Source organism: Nonomuraea jiangxiensis, from assembly GCF_900099965.1.
In the GTDB taxonomy this organism is placed as follows: domain Bacteria; phylum Actinomycetota; class Actinomycetes; order Streptosporangiales; family Streptosporangiaceae; genus Nonomuraea; species Nonomuraea jiangxiensis.
This window is the reverse complement of record NZ_FNDJ01000038.1, coordinates 1-23,464: the sequence shown is the minus strand read 5'-3', so window position 1 is coordinate 23,464 and position 23,464 is coordinate 1. Positions and strand designations below refer to the sequence as shown.

General features: G+C 71.4%; 30 protein-coding genes and 1 pseudogene. 11 read left to right on the top strand and 20 right to left on the bottom strand.

The annotated features are described in order from the left end of the window. Window positions 1-23: 23 nt before the first annotated feature. The 5 genes from BLS95_RS48025 to BLS95_RS48005 form a co-directional block, all read right to left on the bottom strand. Window positions 24-377: a hypothetical protein gene (locus tag BLS95_RS48025; RefSeq protein ID WP_090946320.1), complete on the bottom strand. Its 354-nt coding sequence runs from the start codon at window positions 375-377 to the stop codon at window positions 24-26. 231 nt (window positions 378-608) lie between these two features. Further along, a complete protein-coding gene (locus BLS95_RS48020) occupies window positions 609-1,208 on the bottom strand; it encodes a response regulator (RefSeq protein ID WP_090946319.1) in 600 nt (199 codons plus the stop codon). Beyond that, window positions 1,208-2,293 carry a sensor histidine kinase gene (locus BLS95_RS48015; RefSeq protein ID WP_090946318.1) on the bottom strand — a complete coding sequence of 362 codons (1,086 nt, stop codon included), beginning with the start codon at window positions 2,291-2,293 and terminating at the stop codon, window positions 1,208-1,210. The genes BLS95_RS48020 and BLS95_RS48015 overlap by 1 nt, the downstream gene beginning before the upstream one ends. 4 nt (window positions 2,294-2,297) lie before the next feature. Then, complete coding sequence (locus tag BLS95_RS48010) at window positions 2,298-2,987, bottom strand: ABC transporter permease (RefSeq protein WP_090946317.1); 690 nt, start codon at window positions 2,985-2,987, stop codon at window positions 2,298-2,300. Beyond that, a complete protein-coding gene (locus BLS95_RS48005; RefSeq protein ID WP_090946316.1) occupies window positions 2,984-3,697 on the bottom strand; it encodes an ABC transporter ATP-binding protein in 714 nt (237 codons plus the stop codon). The genes BLS95_RS48010 and BLS95_RS48005 overlap by 4 nt, the downstream gene beginning before the upstream one ends. A gap of 276 nt (window positions 3,698-3,973) precedes the next feature. Here BLS95_RS48005 and BLS95_RS58685 point away from each other — a divergent pair. Continuing rightward, window positions 3,974-4,420, top strand: a pseudogene (locus BLS95_RS58685) (alpha-isopropylmalate synthase regulatory domain-containing protein); the annotation flags it as partial. A 3-nt stretch (window positions 4,421-4,423) separates the two neighbouring features. Then, window positions 4,424-4,999 (top strand): nucleotidyltransferase domain-containing protein, encoded by a 576-nt coding sequence (locus BLS95_RS58680; RefSeq protein WP_245765734.1) that lies wholly within the window; start codon window positions 4,424-4,426, stop codon window positions 4,997-4,999. Here the strand turns inward: BLS95_RS58680 and pyrF are convergent. Next, window positions 4,990-5,814, bottom strand: a complete 825-nt coding sequence (gene pyrF, locus BLS95_RS47990; RefSeq protein ID WP_090946315.1) for an orotidine-5'-phosphate decarboxylase — start codon at window positions 5,812-5,814, stop codon at window positions 4,990-4,992. The two genes, BLS95_RS58680 and pyrF, sit on opposite strands and share 10 nt — an antisense overlap. Before the next feature lie 152 nt (window positions 5,815-5,966). Between pyrF and BLS95_RS47985 the strand changes: the two genes are divergently transcribed. Beyond that, the gene (locus tag BLS95_RS47985) at window positions 5,967-6,443 is read left to right on the top strand and encodes a DUF6968 family protein (protein ID WP_176993795.1); all 477 of its coding nucleotides are present in this window, start codon (window positions 5,967-5,969) and stop codon (window positions 6,441-6,443) included. 47 nt (window positions 6,444-6,490) lie between these two features. Then, window positions 6,491-7,285, top strand: coding sequence for a Cof-type HAD-IIB family hydrolase (locus tag BLS95_RS47980; protein ID WP_176993794.1), 795 nt, complete (start codon window positions 6,491-6,493; stop codon window positions 7,283-7,285). Window positions 7,286-7,328: 43 nt separating this feature from the next. On the opposite strand, the gene BLS95_RS47975 is transcribed toward BLS95_RS47980, so the two are convergent. The 5 genes from BLS95_RS47975 to BLS95_RS47960 form a co-directional block, all read right to left on the bottom strand. Next, complete coding sequence (locus BLS95_RS47975; protein WP_143044216.1) at window positions 7,329-7,637, bottom strand: hypothetical protein; 309 nt, start codon at window positions 7,635-7,637, stop codon at window positions 7,329-7,331. 43 nt (window positions 7,638-7,680) lie between these two features. Further along, window positions 7,681-8,250: a TIGR00645 family protein gene (locus tag BLS95_RS47970; protein WP_090946380.1), complete on the bottom strand. Its 570-nt coding sequence runs from the start codon at window positions 8,248-8,250 to the stop codon at window positions 7,681-7,683. 50 nt (window positions 8,251-8,300) lie between these two features. Then, window positions 8,301-8,441, bottom strand: coding sequence for a hypothetical protein (locus tag BLS95_RS56420; protein WP_176993793.1), 141 nt, complete (start codon window positions 8,439-8,441; stop codon window positions 8,301-8,303). Between the two features lie 145 nt (window positions 8,442-8,586). Next, the gene (locus BLS95_RS47965) at window positions 8,587-8,796 is read right to left on the bottom strand and encodes a hypothetical protein (RefSeq protein ID WP_090946312.1); all 210 of its coding nucleotides are present in this window, start codon (window positions 8,794-8,796) and stop codon (window positions 8,587-8,589) included. Between the two features lie 111 nt (window positions 8,797-8,907). Continuing rightward, on the bottom strand, window positions 8,908-9,246 hold the full coding sequence (locus tag BLS95_RS47960) for a winged helix-turn-helix transcriptional regulator (RefSeq protein WP_090946311.1): 339 nt from the start codon (window positions 9,244-9,246) through the stop codon (window positions 8,908-8,910). Between the two features lie 91 nt (window positions 9,247-9,337). Between BLS95_RS47960 and BLS95_RS47955 the strand changes: the two genes are divergently transcribed. Together BLS95_RS47955 and BLS95_RS47950 are read left to right on the top strand one after the other, a co-directional pair. Next, window positions 9,338-10,078: an NADPH-dependent F420 reductase gene (locus tag BLS95_RS47955; protein ID WP_090946310.1), complete on the top strand. Its 741-nt coding sequence runs from the start codon at window positions 9,338-9,340 to the stop codon at window positions 10,076-10,078. A gap of 434 nt (window positions 10,079-10,512) precedes the next feature. After that, window positions 10,513-10,884 carry a hypothetical protein gene (locus BLS95_RS47950; RefSeq protein WP_090946309.1) on the top strand — a complete coding sequence of 124 codons (372 nt, stop codon included), beginning with the start codon at window positions 10,513-10,515 and terminating at the stop codon, window positions 10,882-10,884. Window positions 10,885-10,963: 79 nt separating this feature from the next. Here the strand turns inward: BLS95_RS47950 and BLS95_RS47945 are convergent, their stop codons facing one another. Continuing rightward, window positions 10,964-11,650: an endonuclease V gene (locus BLS95_RS47945; RefSeq protein ID WP_218136349.1), complete on the bottom strand. Its 687-nt coding sequence runs from the start codon at window positions 11,648-11,650 to the stop codon at window positions 10,964-10,966. Between the two features lie 94 nt (window positions 11,651-11,744). On the opposite strand from BLS95_RS47945, the gene BLS95_RS57315 reads away from it, so the two are divergent. After that, entirely contained in the window at window positions 11,745-13,157 is a 1,413-nt protein-coding gene (locus BLS95_RS57315) for an alpha/beta hydrolase family protein (protein ID WP_090946307.1), read from the top strand. A 36-nt stretch (window positions 13,158-13,193) separates the two neighbouring features. After that, complete coding sequence (locus BLS95_RS47935) at window positions 13,194-14,498, top strand: FAD-dependent oxidoreductase (RefSeq protein WP_090946306.1); 1,305 nt, start codon at window positions 13,194-13,196, stop codon at window positions 14,496-14,498. A 12-nt stretch (window positions 14,499-14,510) separates the two neighbouring features. Here BLS95_RS47935 and BLS95_RS47930 read toward each other — a convergent pair whose 3' ends face one another. The 4 genes from BLS95_RS47930 to BLS95_RS47915 all read right to left on the bottom strand — a co-directional run bounded on the left by BLS95_RS47930 (window position 14,511) and on the right by BLS95_RS47915 (window position 17,342). Continuing rightward, window positions 14,511-15,221: a type 1 glutamine amidotransferase gene (locus BLS95_RS47930; protein WP_090946305.1), complete on the bottom strand. Its 711-nt coding sequence runs from the start codon at window positions 15,219-15,221 to the stop codon at window positions 14,511-14,513. A 132-nt stretch (window positions 15,222-15,353) separates the two neighbouring features. Next, the gene (locus tag BLS95_RS47925; RefSeq protein WP_090946304.1) at window positions 15,354-16,181 is read right to left on the bottom strand and encodes a bifunctional 5,10-methylenetetrahydrofolate dehydrogenase/5,10-methenyltetrahydrofolate cyclohydrolase; all 828 of its coding nucleotides are present in this window, start codon (window positions 16,179-16,181) and stop codon (window positions 15,354-15,356) included. Continuing rightward, complete coding sequence (locus BLS95_RS47920; RefSeq protein ID WP_090946303.1) at window positions 16,178-16,783, bottom strand: cyclodeaminase/cyclohydrolase family protein; 606 nt, start codon at window positions 16,781-16,783, stop codon at window positions 16,178-16,180. Before BLS95_RS47920 ends, BLS95_RS47925 begins: the two co-directional genes overlap by 4 nt. 28 nt (window positions 16,784-16,811) lie before the next feature. After that, the gene (locus tag BLS95_RS47915) at window positions 16,812-17,342 is read right to left on the bottom strand and encodes a hypothetical protein (RefSeq protein WP_143044215.1); all 531 of its coding nucleotides are present in this window, start codon (window positions 17,340-17,342) and stop codon (window positions 16,812-16,814) included. Between the two features lie 289 nt (window positions 17,343-17,631). Between BLS95_RS47915 and BLS95_RS47910 the strand changes: the two genes are divergently transcribed. Further along, a complete protein-coding gene (locus BLS95_RS47910) occupies window positions 17,632-18,543 on the top strand; it encodes an SMP-30/gluconolactonase/LRE family protein (protein WP_176993792.1) in 912 nt (303 codons plus the stop codon). Window positions 18,544-18,606: 63 nt separating this feature from the next. Here BLS95_RS47910 and BLS95_RS47905 read toward each other — a convergent pair whose 3' ends face one another. The 4 genes from BLS95_RS47905 to BLS95_RS47890 all read right to left on the bottom strand — a co-directional run bounded on the left by BLS95_RS47905 (window position 18,607) and on the right by BLS95_RS47890 (window position 21,926). After that, a complete protein-coding gene (locus BLS95_RS47905) occupies window positions 18,607-19,263 on the bottom strand; it encodes an FMN reductase (RefSeq protein ID WP_176993791.1) in 657 nt (218 codons plus the stop codon). A gap of 65 nt (window positions 19,264-19,328) precedes the next feature. After that, on the bottom strand, window positions 19,329-20,435 hold the full coding sequence (locus tag BLS95_RS47900) for an LLM class flavin-dependent oxidoreductase (protein WP_090946300.1): 1,107 nt from the start codon (window positions 20,433-20,435) through the stop codon (window positions 19,329-19,331). Window positions 20,436-20,543: 108 nt separating this feature from the next. After that, on the bottom strand, window positions 20,544-21,125 hold the full coding sequence (locus BLS95_RS47895) for a DUF4291 domain-containing protein (protein WP_090946299.1): 582 nt from the start codon (window positions 21,123-21,125) through the stop codon (window positions 20,544-20,546). A 63-nt stretch (window positions 21,126-21,188) separates the two neighbouring features. Continuing rightward, entirely contained in the window at window positions 21,189-21,926 is a 738-nt protein-coding gene (locus tag BLS95_RS47890) for an IclR family transcriptional regulator (protein ID WP_176993790.1), read from the bottom strand. 120 nt (window positions 21,927-22,046) lie between these two features. Here BLS95_RS47890 and BLS95_RS47885 point away from each other — a divergent pair, with 120 nt between their 5' ends. Beyond that, window positions 22,047-22,412, top strand: coding sequence for a metal-sulfur cluster assembly factor (locus tag BLS95_RS47885; protein ID WP_090946297.1), 366 nt, complete (start codon window positions 22,047-22,049; stop codon window positions 22,410-22,412). Further along, the gene (locus BLS95_RS47880; RefSeq protein ID WP_090946296.1) at window positions 22,409-23,392 is read left to right on the top strand and encodes an amidohydrolase family protein; all 984 of its coding nucleotides are present in this window, start codon (window positions 22,409-22,411) and stop codon (window positions 23,390-23,392) included. The genes BLS95_RS47885 and BLS95_RS47880 overlap by 4 nt, the downstream gene beginning before the upstream one ends. The last annotated feature ends 72 nt before the right edge of the window (window positions 23,393-23,464 follow it).

The window sequence follows — 23,464 nt, the reverse complement described above, 5'->3', positions numbered from 1 at the left end:
CCGTGGCCCGCCGGCCGGACGACTCAGAAAACGCAGACCTGGCTGGGGCTGACATACTGCACGGTGTGGGAGTGGGTCGTCTCGCGTCCGGGGGCCAGGCCGTATCTGAACGGCTTCGCGTTGACGCAGTAATTAAGCTGCGTCTGATTGTCCACGCCCAGCACCGCGAGCCCGTCCGGGAAGCTTCGCCTCTCGCCTTCCGCGACGAGGACGGTCCACGGGGAACCGGAGGCGGTCAGCAGGCACAGGTAGCCACCTGGGCAGTAGGGGACGGGAGCGGTCCGTTCGGCGGCGGCGGCCGTCTCCGTCAGTGTCACGGTTGCGAAGACGATCGAGGCGGCGGCCAGAGCACGCCGCCACGTTGAGCGACTGGTCATGCTGCTTCCTTCCGTAAGGCGGTGGTCAACCCATCCGGACGGGACTCCAGAAAGCCGTGCACAGATCGTCACCCACCTGCTGCCGGTATGCGGAATTCGCCCTCATTGTGGCAACAGCGAAACGCCGATAGTTGACCAGCAATGACAACCTCTTTGCATCCCGTGCCAACCCGAGATGAGTCGGCAAGCTGGACAAGGCGCGCCGACGCGTCCCCGTACAGGCGCTCCACCTCAGGAGAGGAGCCCGCGTTCCATGGCCACGACGACCGCCGCGGCCCGGGTGTCGACGCCGAGCTTGGCGAAGACGTGCTTGAGATGCGTCTTCACCGTCGTCTCGCTGATCAGCAGGGTCCGGGCGATCTCCTTGTTCGCCGATCCGCGCGCGACCAGGCGCAGCACCTCCAGCTCGCGCGGGCTCGGGTCCTGCGCCGCCGGCCCGCGGATGAGCGCGGAGGCGATCGACGGGGCCAGCACCGCTCCTCCGGCGGCCGCCGTACGGACCGCGCGATGCAGTTCCTCCCGCGGCGCGTCCTTCAGCAGGTAACCCGCCACCCCGGCGGCCATGGCCCGCGTCACGTCCGCGTCCGTGTCATAGGTGGTGAGCACGATCACCTTGATCTCCGGATGGTCCACGCGGAGCCGCTCGATCGCGCCGACCCCGTCCAGCCCCGGCATGCGCAGGTCCATGAGGACGACGTGCGGCCGCACCCGCCGGGCCATCGCCAGCGCCTCGAACCCGTCGGCCACCGCCGCCACCACCTCGATGTCGGCCACGTGCTCGAACATGCCACGCAGCCCGTCACGGACCACCGGATGGTCGTCGACGATCATCAGACGGAGGGGATGCGCAGGCACAGTGCCGTCCCCTCTCCCGGCGCGGACTCGACCGTCAGTGTGCCGCCCACGGTGCCGGCCCGCTCGCGCATCGCGGCCAGGCCGTAGCCCGCGCGGGGCACGGCCGGGTCGAAGCCGTTCCCGTCGTCGTACACGTCGAGTGTCACTTCGTCCTCCATGTAGGTCAGCGTGATCGCCACCCTGTCCGCCGAGGCGTGCTTGGCCACGTTCGACAGGCCCTCCTGCGCCGCGCGCAGCAGCGCCGCCGCCACCTCACCGGCCAGGGGTCGCGGCGTGCCCTCCACCGCCACGGTCGCCGTCGTCCCCGACGTGCGCGACCAGCGCTCGGCCACCTCCGCGAGCGCCGCGTCGAGCCGCGCGTCGGCGAGCGGCCGCGGCCGCAGCGCGTCCACGGAGCGCCGCGCCTCCTGCAGGTTGTCCCGCGCCAGCTCCTTGGCCAGCGTGATCCTCTTCTGTACGGCTGCCAGCTCGGGCATCGCCTGCTCGGCCGCCTCCAGCTGGGTGATGATCCCGCTCAACCCCTGCGCGATGGTGTCGTGGATCTCCCTGGCCAGCCTCGCCCGCTCCTCCAGCACCCCGACCGCCCGGTTCTGCTCGCTCTGCCTGGTCAGGTAGTTCACGAACAGCCCGATCGCCAGCACCAGTCCGGAGCTCCCGGCGAGCTGCCAGATGGCGTCGGGCTTGTCCAGGTGCCCCCTGGCCACGAACGTGGTCAGCACCGTCGCCACGGCCCCCACGTAGGACCAGGGGCCGGCCAGCATGAGGTACGGCTGCGGCATCAGGCCGAAGATCACCACGTCGAAGGAGCGGTCGGTCATCACCAGGGCGGCGTACAGGCCGCAGATCACCACCAGGTGGAAGGCCATCGGGTTGGGCCGTCCGAGCAGGTGCGGCCGGCGTACCACGAAGAACCAGTGCCAGGCGGCCATCACCGCGAGGATCCCCAGCGCCGCCGGGCCGGGGCCGGACGGCTCGCCGAGCGAGAGGATCAGGCCGAGCGCCAGGCAGGCGTGGTAGAGCAGGTGGAAGGCGCGCAGCCAGCGCGCCTCCCAGACGTTCACTTCGTCACTCCCATCGGAACAGCGCGGCGGCGGTGGCCGTGCCAGCCACGATTATCCCCGCAAGGATCATGAACGGGAAGACCGCGGCGGTGCCGGCCCAGCCGTGGCCCAGGGCCTCCACGGCCGGGGTCAGCGGCAGGAAGTCGCCGATCTGGCGCAGCGAGTCGGGCAGTGCCTTCCTGGGCACGGCCGCGCCCGACAGGAAGATCATGGGGAACATGACCAGCATGCCGACCAGGTTCGCGCCCCTGGCGTTACGGACGAGGGCGGCTATCACGAAGCCGAGCGCGCAGACCATCACCGCGCAGAGCAGGTAGGCCGCGGCCAGCAGCAGGACGTTCCCGGGCGGTTCCCCGTCGAACAGCGTGATCGACACCCCGACCAGCAGCACCGAGCCCCCCAGGCCCGCCAGGATCTGCGCCACGAGCTGGGCGCCGAGCAGCATGACGGGGGTGACCGGCGTGACCGCCAGCCGCTTGAGCACCTTGCGCTCGCGGTAGGAGGCGATGACGCCCGGCAGGGCGCCCATCCCGCCGATGGCCGCGATCATCGCGAGGTAACCGGGCACGGCGCCGCTGTCGCCGCGCTTGAGCACCAGCAGCATGAGCGGGAAGGCCGTCATGAAGAACATCGAGGCGGGATCGCGGAGCAGCAGCCTGAGCTCCGTGTTCGTCAGAGCGGTGAACGCCTTCATCGGCCGGCTCCCTCAAGCGCGAAGTACGCCTCTTCCAGGGAGGCGGTTCCGGTCCGAGCGATGATCTCGCCCGGGGAGCCCATGGCCACGACGCGGCCGCGGGCGAAGACGGCGACCCGGTCGCAGAGCGCCTCCATTTCGTCGAAGTAGTGGCTGACCAGTACGACGGTGGTACCGGCCGCCTTCAGGTCGTTCACCAGCCGCCACGTCTCCCGGCGCGCGACCGGGTCCAGGCCCGTGGTCAGCTCGTCGAGCACGACCACCTCGGGGTCGCCCACCAGGGCCAGCGCGAGCATCAGCCGCTGCCGCTGCCCGCCGGACAGGTCGCCGAACGCCTTCCCGGCCAGCGACTCCAGGCCCCAGCGCGCCATCACCTCGCGCCAGCCGGCCGGCTCGCGGTAGAAGCGGCCGAACAGGCGCAGCGCCTCTGCGACCTTGAGCCGCTCCGGCAGCGAGCTGTCCTGGAGCTGCGCCCCGATCCGCTGGGCCAGGGCCCGCCGCCGCTGCGCCGGGTCCTCGCCGAGCACCCGCACCGTGCCCGCGTCGGGCCGCTTGAGCCCGATCAGGCACTCCACGGTCGTGGTCTTGCCCGCGCCGTTGTGGCCGACGATCCCGAACGTCTCGCCGGAGTGGACCGTGAACGTCACACCGTCCACGGCGTGCGTGTCGCCGTACGTCTTGCGGAGGTCTCTCACCTCGATGGTTTCCATGCCTTTGAGCCTCCCGCCGGGGCCGGTCGCGCGGCATCGTCCATCGCGTCGTCCCGGCATCCTCCATTCGGAGGACCCCGTGCCGGCGTGCGGGGGGCGTCACGTCCGGCGGTCGCGGAGGAGGGTGAGGGTCTGGCTCATCTCCGCCTGGAGGATGTCGCCGGCCGCCGTCGCGTCGCCGCCGCCCGGGCCGTCAGGGCGGACTCCAGGGCCGCCACGTCCCCCTCCGTACGCCGCTCCGCCGCCAGCCGGGCGGCCTGGATCTCGACCATCATGCGGACCGGCAACGTGGACCTGGTGACCCTCGCCCTCAACCTGTACTCCCAGGGCGTCGACCCGATGCTCGACCTCTCCGACATCGACGGGATCCGCCGCACCGTCGAGCACCGCAACCGCCTGCCGGTGCCCGACCGCCACCCGTACGCCGGGGACCTCGTCTACACCGCCTTCTCCGGCACCCACCAGGACGCCATCTCCAAGGGCCTGGCCCACCACGCCAAGCGGGCCGCCGATCTCGGCGTGCCGCCTGAGCAGGCGCCGTGGGACGTGCCGTACCCGCTGACCGCGGCCCTGGCCGCCGCCGGGATCGACGTCGACATCCTGCACTACGCCGAGCACGCCCTGGGTCCGGGGCAGGGTAGCCAGGCCATCGCCTACGTGGAGGCGCGTGCCGGCGGCCACACCCGGTGGGGCGCGGCCCTGGACACCTCCGTTCTGACGGCCTCGGTGCGCGGTGCTCGCCGCCGTGAACCGCGAGCCCGGCACGCCGTAAGATCCGTACCTCGTAGGATCGGCAGGGTGTTCGCTGCGGAGACGGTCCTGCACGTGCTGGAAGTGCTGCGGGCGGCGGGGTGCGAGGTCTGGACGGCCGGCGGCTGGGGGATCGACGCGCTCGTCGGCCGCGTCACCCGCGAGCACGCCGACCTCGACCTCCTGCATCGTGTCGAGCAGGAGCCCACGGTGATCGCCACGCTGGCGGCCGCCGGCTACGCCGAGCGCGAAGGCGTCGTGCCGGGCCGCCCCGCCCGCTTCGTCATGGCCGACGCCCACGGCCACGAGCTCGACCTGCACCCGCTGCTGTTCGCCGCCGACGGGTCCGCGATCCAGCGCCTCGACGACGCGGGCGGCGCGTTCACCTACCCGGCGCACGCCTTCGTCACCGGCGTGATCGAGGGCGTGCCGGTGCCCTGCCTGTCGGTGGCCCAGCAGGTGGACTTCCATCGGGGCTACCGGCCCAGGGCACGCGACCTGCACGACATGGCGCGGCTACGCGAGGCGTTCGGGATCGCCACTCACTTCTGAGCGGCGGCCCTGGGCGCCAGGAGGGCGGCGCACTCGTCGCGGTAGGTCAGGGCACGGGCGCGCAGGCGCACGGGATCGGCCAGCACCTCCCTGGACACCGAGGGGAGGACCAGGTGCCGTACGGACCCGAACAGCCGCGCCACGTCGGCCGGCGAGGCGCCCTGGGCGCCCATCCCCGGCGCCAGGACGGGCCCGTTGAGGTCGGCCAGCGAGTGCTCCAGCGCGGGCAGCGTGGCACCCATGACCACCCCGACCGGCCCGAACGGCGTGTGGCCCGCGTTCGCCGCGCCGGCCCCGGCCAGCACCTGGTCGGCGACCAGCCGCTGCAACGGCGCCGCCTCCGGGTTGGAGGTGCGGGCCAGCACGAACACGCCCGCGTCGTTGACCATGGCCGAGGTGATCGCCCCTTCCAGCGACCCGAACCCGAGGTACGGGCTCAGGGTCACGGCGTCCGCCGCCAGCGGGCTGCCCTTGTCGAGGTAGGCCTCGGCGTAGGCGGCCATCGTGCTGCCGATGTCACCGCGCTTGACGTCCAGCAGCACCATCGCCCCGGCCTCGCGCAGATCGGCGATGGTGCTCTCCAGGACCGCCATGCCGCGGCTGCCCCAGCGCTCGTAGAAGGCCGACTGCGGTTTGACCATGGCGGCCACGTCGTGCACCGCGTCCACGACCGTACGGCTGAAGCGTTCCAGGGCGGTGGGCGAGTCGTCCAGCCCCCAGGCGGCTAACAGCGCCGGGCTCGGATCGATGCCCACACACAGTGGTCCGCACTTGTCGAGCCTGGCTCTCAAGCGCGTCGCGAATGAGTCATTCATCTCAAGGCCCCCTTACGACCGTACGCAGACTAGCTCCCGGCGGCCCAAGACAGAAATGTTTGGTCCGTGACGATATGGGACGGAGCCCTCCACGGCCGAACCGGTGCCGGCCAGAGTCTTCCCTGAGTGGCCGGAGGGGTAGTTCAGCAGACATGTACGAGATAGCCCATCGGGTGCTGATGCTCCGCACCGATCCGCCACGTGACGTCGTGGCCACGATCGGCGTGCCTTACGAGGAGCCGACGGGCGAGTGGTCGTGCCCCTACCGGATCGACGGGCTCGACGGATGGGAGCACGAACGGAAGGTGACCGGGTTCGACTCGCTGGAGGCGATCGAGCTCGCGATGGTCATGGTGCGGGCCGCGCTGGCCGGCTCCCACGAGGCCAGGGAGGGGCTGCTGAGCTGGGACGAGCTGCCGTCGGGGCAGCGGGCGCGGACGGTGTACGTGACCGTCGACTCGGTGCGAGATATCGCCTATGTCGCGATGAAGCATGAAATGGTGCCAGGAGAGGCGATCCGGCAGGTCGAAGCGGACAACGTCCTGCTTGACTACGCGGACTCGGGAGAGCTTCTGGGCCTGGAACTACTGAACGCCTCCACCGTCCTCCCGCCGGAACTGCGCCTCTGAGGGGCGGGTGAAGAGCGGCGGTCACCCCATGGAGATAATCGGCGACTGTGACCTCTCCTCGCATCGTGGCCACCGATCTTGACGGCACCCTCCTCACCTCCACCGGCACCATCACCCCCCGCACCACGAACGCGCTCCGCAGGGCCCGCGAGGCCGGAGCCGAGATCGTCTTCGTCACCGCCAGACCCCCGCGCACCGCCCGTACGATCGCCGGGCTGGCGGGCGTCACGGGCACCGTGATCTGCAGCAACGGCGCCATCGTGTACGACCTGGCCACCGACGAGATCATCCGCAGCCTCCCGCTCGAACCGGCGGCGGCCAGGAAGGTCGCCACCCTGCTCGCCGCGGCCCTGCCCGGAATCGGCCTGGCCGCCGAGACCGGCAGGAACGTGCTCACCGAACCCGCCTACACCCGGCGGGTCACCCACGACCTGGCCTACCACCGCGAGGTGAGCTCCGTGTTCGAAGCGGGTGAGCCCATCGTCAAACTGCTCGTCCTGTCGAAGACGCACACGGCGGACGAGATGTACACGGCGGCCGTGGCGGCGATCGAGGGCCAGGCCGAGGTCACGCACTCCGGCGTGACCGGGGTGCTGGAGATCAGCGCGCCCGGGGTGACCAAGGCGGGCGCGCTCGACTGGCTCTGCCAGGAACGAGGGATCGCGCCGGAGGAGGTGGTGGCCTTCGGCGACATGCCGAACGACGTGGCCGTGCTCGCCTTCGCGGGCAGGGGGTACGCCATGGCCAACGCGCACCACCTGGTGCTGGCGGCGACCGAGCACCGAACGCTCTCCAACGACGAGGACGGCGTGGCGGCGGTGCTGGAGCGCCTCTACGGCTGATCCGTGGTGCCCGCCCGCCGGGGGAGGACGGGCACGTACGGCCTCACGCGTCGTCGTCCGACACGCGTGAAGTGTCCTTACACGTGCTGGGGGCCTTGCTGAGCAGCGGCAGCAGGCCGCCGCACGTGCTGACGGGCAGTGACACGGGCTCGACGATCTCATCGTTGAAGATGGTCACGTTGCCGATGAGCGGCGTCGGACCCTGCGCGGCGGCCGGTTCGGCGGGCTCGGCCGGTTCTGCCGGCTCGGCGGCCTCGGGGGGTTCAGGGGGCGGGTTGGCGGCGTACGCGGCGGTGCCGGGGAACAACGCCGCCGCGATCACCATCAGCACCGTGACCCCTCTCGCCCGCATCACAGGCCCCACCCCGTCGCGATGGTCCGGCGATGCGGCGAGGCTAGGCGGCGGCGCGCTCCGGGTGCAGGTTGGAGGAGTGCTCGTTGCGGCCGGTGCCCTGGAGCGGCCGGCCGCCCGCCATGATCCGGTCGATGAGCGCCAGCGCCAGCGCCGAGACCACGAAGGTCAGGTGGATGAGTGTTTTCCATATGAGCTCTCTGTCGGTGACGGCCGGTCGGGACGCGTTGATGAAGATCTGGAGCAGATGGATGGACGAGATGCCGATGATCGCCATGGCCAGCTTGACCTTGAGCACGTTGGCGTTGACGTGCGAAAGCCACTGCGGCTGGTCGGGGTGGCCCTCGATGCGCAGCCGCGACACGAACGTCTCGTAGCCGCCGATGATGACCATGATGAGCAGGTTGGAGATCATCACCACGTCCACGAGGCCGAGGACGATCAGCATGACGGTGGTCTCCGGCGGCGTGCCGCCGAACCCGAGCTGGACCAGGTGGAGCAGCTCCACCATGAACCGCCACACGTAGACCACCTGGGCGACGATCAGCCCCAGGTAGAGCGGCGCCTGGATCCACCGGCTGAGGAACATGACATAGCCGACCCGCCCTTGCATCCTCCGTGGCCTGGCCGGCTCGTCGGCCACGGACAGTTGTGCCAGCCGCACTAGGACGTCAGGACGTTGACGTGCTGGATCCAGGCTTCCACCTCCACGAGCGGCGGCTCGCTCGTGAGGCCGTCGAGGATGATCGGTGGCAGGCCGGCCAGCGCCAGAACGGCGATGGCGGTGAGAACGCGAGTCTTCAACGAAACTCCTTGCTGCTGCTCTTCGAGGGACGTTCGCTGCGCTGGGGGTGAACCGGGGGGCGGGCGGCGCGGCCACGCCGCCCGCGGGCGGGGGTGAGGGGGTCAGGTCTGCCGGTGGGGGGTGCGGGGAGTGTGGGCCCCTGGATCAGGGCTGCAGGCAACCCATGGCGGGCACCTCGGCCGGCACGCCCGGGTTGGCCGGATCGACCAGCGCGGTGACCTCGGTCGCGGAGCTCGCCAGGCAGGTGGCCACGCCGATGGGGTCCAGCACGGCGTGCGCGGCGGGGGCGGTGAGCAGGGTCAGACCACCGGCGACGACAGCGGCGGCGGCGATCCGACGGGGGATGGAACGCATGAAACCTCCTGGGTAATGGTAAAGAACAACCCACGACTAGCTACCCAGAGTAGTCAATGCGTAACACACAGTTGCTGTAAAGGATTCGCCGATCGGCGGCCGTGCCGTGGCTCAGATCTGCTGCCGGTCCTGGGCGGCCAGCACGTCGTCGGCGTGCTCGAAGGCCCACTCGCCGAAGACGCCGATCGGGTGCAGGAGGGTGCGGCCCAGGTCGGTCAGCTCGTACTCGACGCGGGGCGGCGCCTCCGCGTACGTGCTGCGCGTCACCAGGCCGTTGAACTCCAGGCGGCGCAGCGTCTCGGTGAGCACCTTGGGACTGATGCCGCCGATCTCCGCACGCAGCTGCCCTGGGCGGCGCGGGCCGTGGCGGAGCGCCCAGACGACGACCGCGTTCCAGGTGTTGGAGATCAGGTCGAAGGCGAGCCTGGCCTGGCAGTCGGCGAGGAACAACGGGGGCCTCCGATAGGCACCGAATGGTGTGCGACGGGATTTCTACCTTGTCCATGACAGTAATCGAGCTGTGCGAATACGGAGGACGCAGATGCGCATCGGGATCTTGGGCGCCGGCGGGATGGCGGACGCGCTGGGCACGCAGTGGGCGAGAGCGGGCCACGAGGTGCTGATCAGCGGCCGCGACCTGGCCAGAAGCACCGCCCAGGCGGAACGGATGACGTCCCACGCCACAGCAACGCCCACACATCCGCCCCGCTCCGCCATACGGGGTGAGGTGGCGGACGTGCGGGTGCGGGGCGCTGTGCGGGGTGAGGTGGCGGACGTGCGGGCTGTGCGGGCCGGGAGTTGGGCGGCGGCGGCCGAGTTCGGGGACGTCGTGATGGTGGCCGTTCGCCAGGCGGGGGTGACCGACGTGCTGCGGGCCGCCGGCGCGGCGATGCGCGGCAAGCCCGTCATCGACGTGAGCAACGCCGAGGGCCCCGGCGGGTACGACCCCGCCCGCCCGCTCGCCGGCCTGATCCACGAGCTCACCGGAGGTCATGTGGTGAAGGCGTTCAACCTGTGCCACGTGGACGTGTGGCGGATGACCCCACCGGTGTTCGACGGCCGTCCGCTGGCGGTGCCGCTGTGCGGTGACGACCCGGCGGCCCTGGTGGCCGTCCGCACGCTGGTCACCGACCTCGGCTGCACCCCGGTGGACGGTGGCGGCCTCGACCGGGCGGTGCTGCTGGAGGCTACGGCGGCGTTCATGATCGGCCTCTGGTTCTCCGGCGCCGACGCCCAAGCCGTCCTGCCACCCCTGGCCCACTCCGGCGCCCACCAGCCCTGAAGCGCGGCTCCCGGATCAAGTTGGCCGCTTCGGCGGTCATCGGCCGTGAGGCACCGCTCCCGGGTCGAGCTGGGAGCTTCGGCGCCCACCAGCCCTGAAGCGCGGTTTCCGGGTTGAGCTGGGCTGCTTCGGCGGTCACCGGCCGTGAGGCACAGCTCCCGGATCGAGCTGGGCGCTTCGGCGTCCACCAGTCGTGAGGCGCGGCTCCCGGATCACGTTGGGCCGCTTGGATGCGCACCGGTGCCGAGGCGCGGGTGCCGGGCCGGCTGGGCTCCGTTGGGCGCGCACTGGTTCGGTGTGCGCCCAACGGACTACGCGGGTGGTGCCGGGTTTACGACCCGTGGGGTAGCGGGGATGACGACGGCCGATGGATGCCGTGCGCGGGTCCCGGCAAGATCCTGGAGTCCTTCATCCGAGGTCGAAGGAGATGTCCAGTGGTAAGCCAGGTCGCCGGGCGCAGCGGTTACACGACCGCGTTCAAGGCCGTCACCGCGCTCAACACGGTGTCCGTGCTCGTTCAGGCCGTGACGGCCGGACAGCTGATGAGCGGGGGAGGAGCCGGGCTGCACGGCACCGGGGCGCTCGCGGTGCACGTGCTCGGCCTGGTGCAGGTCGTCGCCGCCGTGCTGATGTGGCGGCCCGGACGCGGTGCGGGCTGGCCCGCCCTGGTCAGCGTCGCGGTGCTGCTGCTCGGCTTCGTCCAGTCCGCGCTCGGCGGCTCCGGCGCGGTGGCCGTGCACGTACCGCTCGGGATGGCGATCTTCGGGCTCGGCGTATGGCTCCTCGTCTGGTCCTGGCGCCGCTGACCCCCCGAGCTGACCGCGTCGACACGTGACCGCGCTGACCCTTGTCCCGTCACGTCTGACCGTGCCGACCCTTGTCCCGTCACATTCGAGCCTCAGGGCTGCCCGTCGCGTTCGGGTGTCTGGCCAGGTGGTCGGCGTGGCGGATCGGGTCGGGGAGGCGGTAGCGGGTGGTCAGGCGCAGCACCTGCGCCGTGGCGGTGTCCAGGGAGATGCGGTGGCCCTGGGAGACGTACACGGGCTTGACGTCGCGTCGGGTGCGCAGCGCTCGTCCGACCGTGGCGCCCTCGTGCACGATCGGTGTCCAGTCCCCGCGCTCCGGGCCGGGCGTCTCATGCGTGCCCACGAAGGGTGTCTTGCCCACCCCCAGCGCCGGCAGCCCGGTCAGCACCCCGAGGTGGCAGGCCAGGCCGAACCCGCGCGGGTGCGCCAGCCCGTACCCGTCGCAGACCAGCAGGTCGGGCGTCACCGTGAGCCGTTCGAGCGCCTCCACCAGCGCGGGCAGCTCGCGGAAGGCGAACAGGCCAGGCACGTACGGGAACGCCGCCCGCCCGTGCGCCACCACCTGCTCCACCGGCTCCAGCGTGCCACCGTCGAACACCACCACGGCGGCCGTCAGCGAGTCGTCGCCGTGGTAATGCACGTCCAGGCCCGCCACCAGCGTGAAGGTGACGGGTCCTGTCAGCTCGACGCGTCCGACGAGCCGATCCTGGATGGCCTCCGCCTCGGCGACACCGGTGGGCCATGGGTGAAGTCGTTCAACATGCACCCGGCTAAGGTATGCCCCTTTCCTTCCAGGATGCCCGCCGCCGGGGACCGGCTCCGAGAGCCCGTCGGGAAGCGATTCTGTAATGTCGGGGGCCATGAGCGAGGTCATCATGGTCGCCGGTCCCGGCGTTGTCGTCGATCCCGGGCTGCTGGCCGAGGTGGCCGAGCGCGAGTTCGCCGCCTTGGGCGTACGCGGTGAGCTGGTGCACGCCCGCGACATGGCCCACCTGCGATCCCTGGTCACCGGCGGCGCGGTCGTGCTCCCCGGGCCGTCCGCCGAGGCGCGCGACCTCATCGGGCAGCCGCTCGGGCCGGTGATCTGGGTGGACATCGAGCGCGCCGACGGGGTGACGGCCGGGGAGGGGGCGACCCACCTGCACGGGCGCGGCGTCAGCGGCGTGGCCTGGGGCATCCGCCACGCCGTTCACCGGAGGCGGCACCCGTCCAGGCGCGTGGCGTACGGGCCGTCGCCGGAGCAGTGGGGCGACCTGTACGTGCCGGCGGGCGCGGCACCCGCACCCGTCGTGGCGCTGATCCACGGCGGCTACTGGCGCTCGATCTGGGCGGCCGACATCATGGAGCCGCTCTGCGCCGACCTGCTCGGCCGCGGCCTGGCGGTCTGGAACCTCGAATACCGCCGCCCCGACCTGCACGGCTGGCAAGCGACCACCACCGACGTGGCCACCGGCCTGGCCACCCTCGCCACCTTGGCCTTTACGGACCCGCCCGCCCTCGACCCCTTGACCCCTCAGGACACGCCCACCATCGACCCTTCTTCGGCCAGCGGGACCTCTCAAGATGCGCCCGCCCTCGGCCCCTTGACTCCCCGTGATCTGGCCACCGGCAGCGCCGTGCCCCCTGTCCGGGACGCGAATGCTGACGGCGCTACGGGCCTTGGCCGGGGAGAGGATGCCGGTCAAGATGCGGCTTCCGGCCTGGGAGGGGGTGCTGGTCGTGGTGCGGCCTCGGGCCGGGGAGAGGGTGCTGGTCGTGGTGCGGCTGAGGGTCGGGAGGTGGGTCGCGGCCGGGGAGCGGGTGGCGTGGCGGCCGCGGTGGTTGGGGGCTCTGTTCTGGATCTGAGCCGGGTCGCCGTTGTTGGGCACTCGGCTGGGGCGCAGCTTGCGTTGCGGGCGGTGGCTGATGGGGTGCGGGTGGCGTTGGTCGTGTCGTTGGCGGGTGTGCTCGATCTCGTCGAGGGTGACCGCCGATGGCTCAGCTCCGGGGCCGTCCCCGCCGCGCTCGGCCACCGCTCCACCCAGGAACCCGGCGTCTACGCCGATGCGTCGCCGTTGCTTCGGGTGCCGCTCGGGGCTCCGCAGCTCATCGTTCAGGGCGCCGACGACGATCTGGACCTGGTCGACTTCAGCCGCCGTTACGCGCGGGCGGCGCAGCAAGCCGGTGATAAGGCGAAATATCTGGAAATGCCGGGTGACCACTTCGCCGTCATCACCCCCGCCACCCCGATCTGGCAGGCCACGGCCCAGGCCATCGCCACCGCCCTGAGGTAGTGGACTTCGCCCCCACCCCGCCGTACGAATGGAAGGGTGGAGGTCACGATCGTCGGCGCCGGCCTGGTCGGCTGCCTGCTCGCCTGCTTCCTGGCCCGCCGGGGCCACCATGTCACCCTGTACGAACGCCGCCCCGACCCCCGGGAGCGGGGCCCCCATGGCGGCAGGTCGATCAACCTGGCCATCTCCGAGCGCGGCATCGACGCCCTGCGCCGTCTCGGCCTCGACACGAAGGTGCTGCGGGCCGCGCTCCCCATGCCGGGCCGGATGATGCACGCCCCCGACGGCACCCTGACCTTCCAGCCGTACAGCGCCGACCGCCGCCACGCGATCAACTCCATCGGCCGCGCCGAGCTCAACAAGGAGTTGCTGGACGCCGCCACCGCGCTTCCCGGCGTGCGGGTCCGGTTCGGGCACCGGCTCACCGCGCTGGACGAGCGCACCGGGCGGCTGGAGTTCGCGGGCGGGCGGGTGCATGACGCCCAGGTGGTGATCGGGGCAGACGGCGCGTACAGCGCGGTCAGGGCCCGGCTGCAGCAACTGCCCGGGGTGAGCTTCAGCCAGGACTACCTGGACTACGGTTACAAGGAGCTGTCGATCCCGCCCCGGGACGGCCGGTTCGCCATGGACCCGGCGGCGCTGCACATCTGGCCGCGCGGTCGTTCCATGATGATCGCCCTGCCGAACGCCGACCGCTCCTTCACCTGCACCCTCTTCTGGCCGCACGAGAGCCTGGCCGCGCTGGACAGCCCGCAGCGGATCAGGACCTACTTCGCCGAGCACTATCCGGACGCGCTCGGCCTGATGCCCGACCTGGTCACCGACTACCTCGACAATCCGGTCGGCCATCTGGTCACCATGCGCTGCTCGCCCTGGCACGTCACCACCGGGGCCGCCACGGTCGGGCTCGTCGGCGACGCCGCGCACGCCATCGTGCCCTTCTACGGCCAGGGCGCCAACTGCGGCTTCGAGGACTGCGTCGAGCTGGACCGCTGCCTGAACGAGGCCAAGGACGACTTCACGAAGGCGCTGGAGCTGTTCGAACGCCGCAAGGCGGACACCGACGTGATCGCCCGGCTGGCGCTGGACAACTTCGTGGAGATGCGGGACAAGGTCGGCTCCAGGATGTTCCTGGCGGGCAAGCGCGTCGAGCACGCGCTGGAGCGGGTGGTGCCCGGCTACGTCTCCCGCTACGAGCTGATCTCCTTCTCGACCACCCCGTACGCCGAGGTCGAGCGCCGCGTCGCCCGCCAGCGCCGGGCCACGGCGGGCACCGGCGCGGCACTGCTCGCCCTCCTGTACGCGCTACGCCGCGCGAGCCGGCCACGCCCACGCGACTGACGCCTCAAGGCGCTAAAACCCCTGGGCGGAACCGGGAGGTCTGCCCGCGACGACCTTGGCGAAGCGGGTGGCCACCTCGCGCCAGATCGGCGTCGAGACCGGCTCGTCGGCCACCGCCCGCGCGTACACCTCGTCGGGATCGAACCCGTCGGCCCGCCACCCGCGGATCCGCTCCGGCCCCACCTCGGGGTGGAACTGCACGCCCCACGCCCGCTCACCCACCCGGAACGCCTGGTAAGGGCACTTCTCGGTCTCCGCCAGGTGGACGGCCCCGGCGGGCAGCCTGGTGATCGCGTCCTTGTGGTGCTCGACGGCCGGCACCACCCGGGGCAGGCCCCGGAAGAGCAGGTCGCGGGCCGCCTCGGGCCGGATCGTGACCGGGAGGCTGCCGTTCTCCGGCGCGCCCACGTCGCCGGTCACCTCGCCCCCGGCGACCTCGGCCAGCAACTGCCCGCCCAGGCAGATCCCGAAATAGGGCACCCCGTCCGCCAGCGCCTGCCCGGCCAACCGCCGTACGTCACGCAACCACGGCGCCCGGTCGTCCTCGCTCGGCAGGTAACCGCCGCCCAGCATGATCAGGCCCCGGTGCGCCAGCCGGTCGGGCAGCGGCGCGCCGTCGTGGGCGAGCACCACGTCCAGCTCCAGCCCGGCCGCCGCCAGCCAGTCACCCAGCCGACCGGGACCGCCGCTCTTGCTGTTCTGCACGACCAGGACGTCACCCATCGCAACCCTCCACCAGCCGGGAACACCCCGTCCCCAGCGGAACGCCTCCCGGCGCGGTGCCGCGGGCAGGTCCGTTCTGGCCCGGCCTCCGTCGCCACCGGGACGGACGCGGAAACCGCCGATACGACCGGGTCACGGAAGGTTCGCCGCCCTGGCGGTGTGGCGCAGCAGCAGCGCGGTCGTCACCGGCCCGACCCCGCCGGGCACGGGGGTGAGCGCCCCCGCCACGCCCGCGACCGCGTCGAAGTCGACGTCGCCGGTCAGCCCGCCGTCGTCGGTGGGATTGGTGCCGACGTCGATCACCACGGCCCCCGGCGCCACGTGCTCGGCGCCGATCAGCCCCGCCCTGCCCACCGCCGCGACCAGCACCTCGGCCCCGGCGGTCACCGAGGCCAGGTCGCGGGTGCGCGAGTGGCAGACGGTGACCGTGGCGTGCCGGTCGAGTAGCAGGTGCGCCACCGGCTTGCCGACCACGGTCGAGCGGCCGACCACCACGGCCCGCCGGCCGGCCAGCTCCACCTCGTAGTGGTCGAGCAGCGCCAGCACGGCCGCCGCCGTCGCGGGCGGGAACGCGGGCAGCCCGGCCGCCAGCCGGCCGAGCGACAGCGGGTTGGCGCCGTCGACGTCCTTGCGCGGGTCGATGGCCGCGGCCAGCCGCTGCGCCGAGGCGCCCTCGGGCAGCGGGGTCTGCAGCATCACGCCGTGCACCTGGGGGTCGCCGCTGAGCCTGGTCAGCGTCTCGCCGATCTGCTCGGCGCCGGCTCGCGGGCCGAGGTCGACCACGTCGCAGGCGATGCCCACGCCGGCCGCGGCCTTGGCGATCGAGCGTACGTACCACAGGCTCGCCTCGTCGGCGGTGGCCACCACCACGGCGAGCCGTGGCTGCGGGCCCGCCGCCGCCTCGGCCTCGGTCTGCGCCCTGATGGCGACGGCCAGGTCTTTCCCGGTCAGGGTCCTCACGGGTTGATCTCCTCGCGTACTTCGGCGGTGATCCAGTCTGCCCTGGCGACGGCCGCGTCCACGCCCATGGTGCGGAGGTGCAGCTTCTCGCGTACCAGCTCGCTCCTGATGCCGGCCAGGTTGACCTCGACGTTCACCCTGGCCGTGGTGAGGGCCGCGCGGGCGGCGTCCGCGGCGGCGGCCACGTCGGTGACGACGTTGCGGTTGGCGACCGGCAGCAGCAGCTCGCACAGCTCGATCACCCGCGTGGCGGACTCGATCACCCGGGCGGGCGGCTCGGCCGCACCGGCCAGCGCCTCGGCGATGGCGGCGCTGCGCTGCTCGCCCTTGGGCAGCCGGTAGGCGTCGGTGACCGCGGTGAAGGCGGCCGCGTCCTCCTCGGCCAGCCGCAGCGCCCGCGCCCGCAGCGTGTCGGTCTCGCCGATCACCGCGACGACGGTCTCCGCGTGCGCGGCGTACTTCTCCCCGGTGGTGTAGCGGGCGACCATGCCGAGCAGCGCGGCGGCCTGAGCCGCGTGCAGGGCTGCCGTCGCGCCGCCCCCCGGCGCGGGCACCTTGTCGGCCAGTGCGGCCAGGAAATCGACGATCCTCGAGTCGCGCATGCCCGCATTCTGCCAGGCCAGGCGGCTCTCATTCGCGACGCATCGGCCGGGTGGCGTCCTCGGGGTCGCTGAACGGCATGAACGGCGCCGGCTCGGAACCGTACGAAGGCCCCAGGTCGTAGGACGGCGAGTAGACCACGCGATCGCCCCTGCCCCGCCATCGGGACGGGAACATCGAGACCATCAGCAGCGCCACCCCGATGAACAGCAGCCAGCCCGAGTAGGCCACCGTCTGGAAGCCGATCAGCACGGGGGCGGGCATCCACCCGTTGTCCGGCAGCAGTTGCGTGCCGAGGATCTCCAGCAGCGGCAGGATGCCGAGCGCGGTGAAGGCGAGCCCGCCGAGGAGGGAGGCGATGGGCGACAGGCGCGAGCCGGCCAGGAAGGCCAGCACGATCGCCGTCACCACGATCACACCCAGCCCGAGCCAGGAGAACTGGAACGCCGCACTCCGCTGGGACTGGTATTCGCCGACTCCGTAGCACAGTCCGGCGAGGACCAGGGGAGGGATCAGCAGTCCCGCGACCACTCCCAGAACGTGACGGGCAGCATTTGACATGGCACATCCCCGTTTGTTCGATTGATCCCCAACCTACCCCAGCGGAATCCGCCCCGGGGAATCCGGCCAGATGTCGCCTGAGCTTGGTGAACTCCCGGCCGGTGCGCTCGTCGAGCCACATGACGAACGCCGCCCGGTCCTGGGTGGCGCCGCGGGGATCACGCCGATACCGGCCCGGCGGTCAGCCCTCCGCCGCGCAGTTCCGGGGCTTTCGGCCCTTCCTGCAAACTCGCTGTGAAGCCCATTCTGGGTCTTTGCGGCACTCCGGACCGCGGGCATCGTGGGCCGCATGAGATCCGCGATCCTGAAGACCGCACTCAGCGCCTTGCTCGTGGTCCTGCTCGGCAGCATGCCTGCCCAGGCGGCCGCCTCGAAGCCCGACACGTTCCCGCTGCCCAACGGGTTCCAGCCGGAGGGGATAGCGATCGGGCCGGGGCCGTTCGCCTACTTCGGTTCCCGGCTGACCGGTGACATCTACCGGGCCGACCTGCGTACCGGGAAGGGGGCCGTCTTCAGCAAGGGGCCCGGCACGCCCTCGCTCGGGCTCAAGACCGACGGGCGGCGGCTGTTCGTGGCCGGGGGCACGGGGGGCAACGCCCGGGTGATCGACCTGCGTACCGGCGCGGTGCTGCGGACGTACACGCTTGCCACCGGCACCTCGTTCGTCAACGACGTCATCCTCGTCGGCGACGCCGCCTACTTCACCGACTCCGCCAACCCCGTCCTGTACAAGCTGGAGCTCGGCCGCAAGGGCTCGCTGCCCGCCGAGGCCGTCAAGATCCCGCTCAGCGGCGCCATCCAGTACACCACCGGCAACAACGCCAACGGCATCGCGCCCAGCCCCGACCGCCGCTCGCTGCTGGTCGTCCAGTCCAACACCGGCAAGCTGTTCGAGGTCGACCCGTCCTCCGGCGTCGCCACCGAGGTGGACCTGGGCGGCGAGCTGCTGACCAACGGCGACGGCCTGCTGCTGTCCGGCCGCACCCTGTACGCCGTGCAGAACCGGCTCAACACGATCGCCGTGATCGAGCTGGCCCGCGACGGCGAGTCAGGGACGATCGTACGGCGCCTGACCGACCCCCGGTTCGACGTCCCCACGACCGTCGCCGCCTACGGCCACCGCCTCTACCTGCCGAACGCCCGCTTCACCACCACCCCGACCCCGGACACCCCCTACTCCGTGGTCGCGATCACATCCTGATCCAGGCTTCACCGCCCCGGCGCCCGCGCCGGGGCGGCCCTCGACGGACCTGCGGAGCCCAGGTCAGCGGGCCGGGCGCAGTGCCGCGAGCTGCTCCTCGAACGGAACGAGCCTCTCCCCGGCCTCGTCACCCGGCCGGCGGTCGGTCTCCTCGCCCGGCCGGCGGTCGGCTTCGTTGCCCGGCTTGCGGTCGCGCAGCAGCGCGGCCAGCTCCTCGGCGGCGCGGGCGATGCGCTCGCCCAGGCCGTCGGTGAAGGCATCGCCCCCGCCGCCCCAGTCCTCCGCCGCCGCGTAGACGGCGGTCGGCACCACCACGGCACGCAGGTACGCGAACAGCGGGCGCAGGGCGTGCTCCAGGGCCAGGGAGTGCCGGGGGGTGCCGCCGGTGGCGGCCACGAGCACGGGCTTGCCCGCCAGCGCGGTGTTGTCGATCACGTCGAAGAACGACTTGAACAGGCCGCTGTAGGAGCCGCTGAAGATCGGCGTGACCGCGATGAGGCCATCGGCCGCCGTCACCTCCTCGATCGCCGCGCGCAGCCTGGCGTTGGGGAAACCGGTGACGAAATGGTGGGCGATGTCCACGGCCAGCTCGCGCAGCTCGACCACGTGGACGTCCGCCTCCTCCGCCACCCGCCGGGTCACCGCCTCGGTCAGGCGGTCGGCGAGCAGGCGCGTGGCGGAGGGCTGCGTCAGACCTGCCGTGACGACGACGAGCTTCATGGGGCGGATCTCCTTCACTGTTGTCCTGCGTTGCCAGGCGCTCGCGGTCGCGGTCCTGGGGGTGGTCAGGCGTTCGCGTTCTCGTTTTCGGTCGCGGTCGCGGTCGCGGTCGCGAGCCGGGTGGCGTGGGTCGGGGCGTCGGGCACCTCGGCCGGCCGATCCTTGGCGAACTCCTTGCGCAGCACCGGAACGACCTCCTCGCCGAGCAGGTCGAGCTGCTCCAGCACGGTCTTCAGCGGCAGACCGGCATGGTCCATCAGGAAGAGCTGGCGCTGGTAGTCGCCGAAGTACTCGCGGAACTCGAGGGTCCGGTCGATGACCTGCTGCGGGCTGCCCACGGTGAGCGGGGTCTGCTCGGTGAACTCCTCCAGCGACGGCCCGTGGCCGTACACGGGGGCGTTGTCGAAGTACGGGCGGAACTCGCGTACCGCGTCCTGGGAGTTCTTGCGCATGAACACCTGGCCGCCGAGGCCCACGATCGCCTGCTCGGGCGTGCCGTGGCCGTAGTGCGCGTAGCGCTGGCGGTAGAGGCTGATCAGGCGCATGAAGTGCTCCTTCGGCCAGAAGATGTTGTTGGCGAAGAAGCCGTCACCGTAGTAGGCGGCCTGCTCGGCGATCTCCGGGCTGCGGATCGAGCCGTGCCAGACGAACGGCGGCACCCCGTCCAGCGGGCGCGGCGTCGAGGTGAAGCCCTGCAGCGGTGTGCGGAAGCGGCCCTCCCAGTCGACGACGTCCTCGCGCCACAGCCGGTGCAGCAGCGCGTAGTTCTCGATGGCGAGCGGGATGCCCTGCCTGATGTCCTGGCCGAACCACGGATAGACGGGCCCGGTGTTGCCCCGGCCCAGCATGAGGTCCACCCGGCCGTCCGCCAGATGCTGCAGCATGGCGAAGTCCTCGGCGATCTTCACCGGGTCGCTGGTCGTGATGAGCGTGGTGGCGGTGGACAGGACAAGCCGCTCCGTCCTGGCCGCGATGTAGCCGAGCATGGTGGTCGGCGAGGAGGGCACGAACGGCGGGTTGTGGTGCTCGCCGGTGGCGAACACGTCCAGTCCGACCTCTTCGGCCTTGAGCGCGATGGCCACCATCGCCTTGATCCGCTCGTGCTCGGTCGGCGTCCTGCCCGTGGTGGGGTCCGTGGTGACGTCGCCCACACTGAAGATCCCGAACTGCACTTTAGTCACCATCCAGGACTGTTGAATATTTAACGACTACCCTAGCGCCCGCACGTACCCGGTTATTCCATCATCGGCCGTACCGTCGCCGGGTAGGGGCCCGCGCTCTCAGATGCCGCTCGCTCCGATCGTCTCCAGGAGCTCCTCGTTCAGCGGATAGGGCCGTTCTGCGGGCAGCAACGCGCTCACGTCCGCCCGGCTCCGCACCGCCGTGTGGAGCTCGCGTACCTGGTCCGTGAGGTCGGTGATCCCGAGCGTCCACTCGTCGACGTAACGCGAGACCGCCTCCCCGGACAGCCCGATCTGGATCGACCGGTACGGCAGCGCCTCGTGCCGCAGCCCGCGCTCCGGATCCCACTGGATGCGCACCGGGCTGCGGCGCACCCGCTCGGCCCAGCCCGGGCGCCGGTCGTCATGGCTCAGGCAGGAGTGCGCGAGCGCCCACGCGAACCCCTCCCGGCTCAGCTCGATCGCCAGGACCCGGCCCTGCCCCGGCTTGGTCGCGTAGCCGCACCGGTACATCATCCACAGGAACGACGGCTTGATCCACGTCATCCGCTCCCGCTTGAACGGTGACACGAAACGCTGGGCGGCGACGGCGGGCTCGGCGATGGCGGCGTCGTAAGCCTGGTAGACGGTGATCGACTGCTCGGTGTAGGCGGCACGGATCTGCCGGTAGGGCACGTTCATGCCGCCCAGCCTGGCGAGCCGCCGGACCAGGCGGCAACCGAATTCCCGCCAGGCCCCGGCGGCTCAGGTTCGGGCCAGGTCCCGGATGGCGGCGGCCAGGCGGGTGGCGGCGGGCCGCGGGATCGACAGGCCGCGGGTGGAGATGCCGACGGCCCACTGCGTGCCGGGCACGACGGCGCCCGCGCATGCCACCTCCTCCCTGAACTGCCCGTGCTCCTCCACCATCTGCCCCGGCCGCAGGTTCGACAGTTCCCGCTCCACGTCCTCGACGCTCGCCGGGGTGGAGGAGGTGAAGCGGCGCAGCCCGTACCCGGTCAGGACGCAGCGCCGGGCGCGGGACGGAAGCGACAGCAGCAGCGCCTTGCCCAGCGCGGTGGCGTGCGGCGCCGTCTCCAGGCCCGCCTGCAGGTCCTCCAGCCACGGCGAGCGCGGCCCCTCGGCCACGTCCACCACGACCAGCCGCCCGTCGGCGAGTTGCGCCAGGTACGCGGTGTGCCCGGAGGCTTCGGCCAGGTGCCGCAGCACCGTGGCGGCGCGCGGCGGGCGCTGGAACGCCTTCAGCATCTCGTGGTACCGCTCGGCCACCTGCGAGCCGAGCAGATAGTCGCCGTCGGGCCGCCGGTGCAGGTAGCCCTCGTAACACAGGGTGCGGACCAGGTGGTAGGAGGTGGACAGGTTGAGGCCGCATCGGCGGGCGATGACCTTGACCGGCAGCGGCCGGTCGGCCCGCGCGACCTCCTCCAGCACGCGAAGCGCACGGGAGACGCTGCGGATCAGATCGCTGGGTGGTTCGCCGGTCATCATCCAAGCATGTACGTGAGGTCAGCGTTCGTGACCTTACGTGAAGGGCGGTTCATGATGTGAAATCCACCCCGCCGACGTGATCTGTTCAAGGCGGCACCCCCGGCCGACGATGAGGTCATGCCGGAGATACCGCAGTGGGCCAGTCAGGCACTGTCCGGGGTCTATGACCCGTGCTGCCGGGAGAAGGGCATCTCGGTCGTCGAGATGGGGCTGATCAGATCGGTGGAGGTGACCGGGGAGAAGGCCCGGGTGGAGGTGCTGCTGACGTCGGGCTGGTGCCCGTTCGCCGCCAGGGTGCTCACCGAGGTACGCGACCGCATCGAGGAGCAGCCGGGCGTCCGCGAGGCGGAGGTCGAGGTCGTGTGGGACGAGGCGTGGACGGTGGACCGCCTCTCCCCGAGGGCGGCCCGCATGCTGCGCTTCCTGCCCGCCCCCGCGCAGGTGCCCGACCGGGAGGCCTACATCAGGAAGGAACTTCGATGATCGACGACATGTTCGTGTTCGACAGCGTGGCCCACGTCTTCAACTTCGAGGCCAAGAACGCCTACGGGTCGGCGGGCCAGATGTTCTCCAACCACCTGTACGCCTTCCACGCCACCCTCACCCCGGAGAACCAACCCAGGCTGGCGCCGGAGGAGTTTCTGCGGCAGTGGACGATCGACGACATCCGCCGCATGGTCTTCGACGAGTCCGACACCGACATGCTGGTCGCGATGCCGCTGCCGCTCACCGACCTCTACCACGACGGCCTGTCACCGTGGACGGAGTGCGCAGAACTGGCCGCCCGCGACCCCGACCGCACGGTCTTCTGGGGCACCGTGAACCCGCTCGAAGGCCGTAAAGCGCTCGACCTCATGGAACGCCAGGTGGGTGAGTTCAACGCGCGCGCGTTCAAGCTGTACAACGTGCGCTACGACTACGGCTCGCCCTACCCGTGGCGCATGGACGACCCGAGGGTGGCCTTCCCCATCTTCGAGAAGGCCCGCGACCTCGGCATCAACCTGATCGGCGTGCACAAAGGGGTGCCGCTCGGGCCGCAGCCGATCGAGCACACGCAGACGTGGGACATGGACGGGGCCGCCGCCAACTTCCCCGACATCAACTTCGTCATCTTCCACGTCGGCCTGCCGTTCCTGGACGAGACCTGCTGGCAGCTCATCCGCTATCCCAACCTGTACGCCGACCTCGCCGCCACGATCAACTTCATCGTCCGGGCGCCCCGGATGTTCGCCGAGATCATCGGCAAGCTGCTCTTCTGGTGCGGCGAGGACAAGATCATCTATGGCTCGGAGGCGCCCATCTTCCATCCGCAGTGGGCGCTGCGGGCGTTCAGGGACTTCCAGATCCCCCAGGACCTGTGCGACGGCTACGGCTACCCGCAGCTCACCGACCAGGCCAAGCGCAAGATCCTGGGCGAAAACCTCCTACGGCTGCACGGCCTCACTCCACTGCACACCCGATAACAGCCCCCAACCCCAACCCCGACCCCCAACCCCGGCCCCCGACCCCGGCCCCCGACCCCGGCCCCCGACCCC

What these genes read in the sequence shown, in the direction of transcription:
- BLS95_RS48025 (WP_090946320.1), bottom strand. Translation starts at nt 377, where the DNA reads ATGACCAGTCGCTCAACGTGGCGGCGTGCTCTGGCCGCCGCCTCGATC.
- BLS95_RS48020 (WP_090946319.1), bottom strand. Translation starts at nt 1,208, where the DNA reads ATGATCGTCGACGACCATCCGGTGGTCCGTGACGGGCTGCGTGGCATG.
- BLS95_RS48010 (WP_090946317.1), bottom strand. Translation starts at nt 2,987, where the DNA reads ATGAAGGCGTTCACCGCTCTGACGAACACGGAGCTCAGGCTGCTGCTC.
- BLS95_RS48005 (WP_090946316.1), bottom strand. Translation starts at nt 3,697, where the DNA reads ATGGAAACCATCGAGGTGAGAGACCTCCGCAAGACGTACGGCGACACG.
- pyrF (WP_090946315.1), bottom strand. Translation starts at nt 5,814, where the DNA reads ATGAATGACTCATTCGCGACGCGCTTGAGAGCCAGGCTCGACAAGTGC.
- BLS95_RS47985 (WP_176993795.1), top strand. Translation starts at nt 5,967, where the DNA reads ATGTACGAGATAGCCCATCGGGTGCTGATGCTCCGCACCGATCCGCCA.
- BLS95_RS47975 (WP_143044216.1), bottom strand. Translation starts at nt 7,637, where the DNA reads ATGCGGGCGAGAGGGGTCACGGTGCTGATGGTGATCGCGGCGGCGTTG.
- BLS95_RS47970 (WP_090946380.1), bottom strand. Translation starts at nt 8,250, where the DNA reads ATGCAAGGGCGGGTCGGCTATGTCATGTTCCTCAGCCGGTGGATCCAG.
- BLS95_RS47965 (WP_090946312.1), bottom strand. Translation starts at nt 8,796, where the DNA reads ATGCGTTCCATCCCCCGTCGGATCGCCGCCGCCGCTGTCGTCGCCGGT.
- BLS95_RS47955 (WP_090946310.1), top strand. Translation starts at nt 9,338, where the DNA reads ATGCGCATCGGGATCTTGGGCGCCGGCGGGATGGCGGACGCGCTGGGC.
- BLS95_RS57315 (WP_090946307.1), top strand. Translation starts at nt 11,745, where the DNA reads ATGAGCGAGGTCATCATGGTCGCCGGTCCCGGCGTTGTCGTCGATCCC.
- BLS95_RS47930 (WP_090946305.1), bottom strand. Translation starts at nt 15,221, where the DNA reads ATGGGTGACGTCCTGGTCGTGCAGAACAGCAAGAGCGGCGGTCCCGGT.
- BLS95_RS47920 (WP_090946303.1), bottom strand. Translation starts at nt 16,783, where the DNA reads ATGCGCGACTCGAGGATCGTCGATTTCCTGGCCGCACTGGCCGACAAG.
- BLS95_RS47915 (WP_143044215.1), bottom strand. Translation starts at nt 17,342, where the DNA reads ATGTCAAATGCTGCCCGTCACGTTCTGGGAGTGGTCGCGGGACTGCTG.
- BLS95_RS47910 (WP_176993792.1), top strand. Translation starts at nt 17,632, where the DNA reads ATGAGATCCGCGATCCTGAAGACCGCACTCAGCGCCTTGCTCGTGGTC.
- BLS95_RS47905 (WP_176993791.1), bottom strand. Translation starts at nt 19,263, where the DNA reads ATGAAGCTCGTCGTCGTCACGGCAGGTCTGACGCAGCCCTCCGCCACG.
- BLS95_RS47895 (WP_090946299.1), bottom strand. Translation starts at nt 21,125, where the DNA reads ATGAACGTGCCCTACCGGCAGATCCGTGCCGCCTACACCGAGCAGTCG.
- BLS95_RS47890 (WP_176993790.1), bottom strand. Translation starts at nt 21,926, where the DNA reads ATGACCGGCGAACCACCCAGCGATCTGATCCGCAGCGTCTCCCGTGCG.
- BLS95_RS47885 (WP_090946297.1), top strand. Translation starts at nt 22,047, where the DNA reads ATGCCGGAGATACCGCAGTGGGCCAGTCAGGCACTGTCCGGGGTCTAT.
- BLS95_RS47880 (WP_090946296.1), top strand. Translation starts at nt 22,409, where the DNA reads ATGATCGACGACATGTTCGTGTTCGACAGCGTGGCCCACGTCTTCAAC.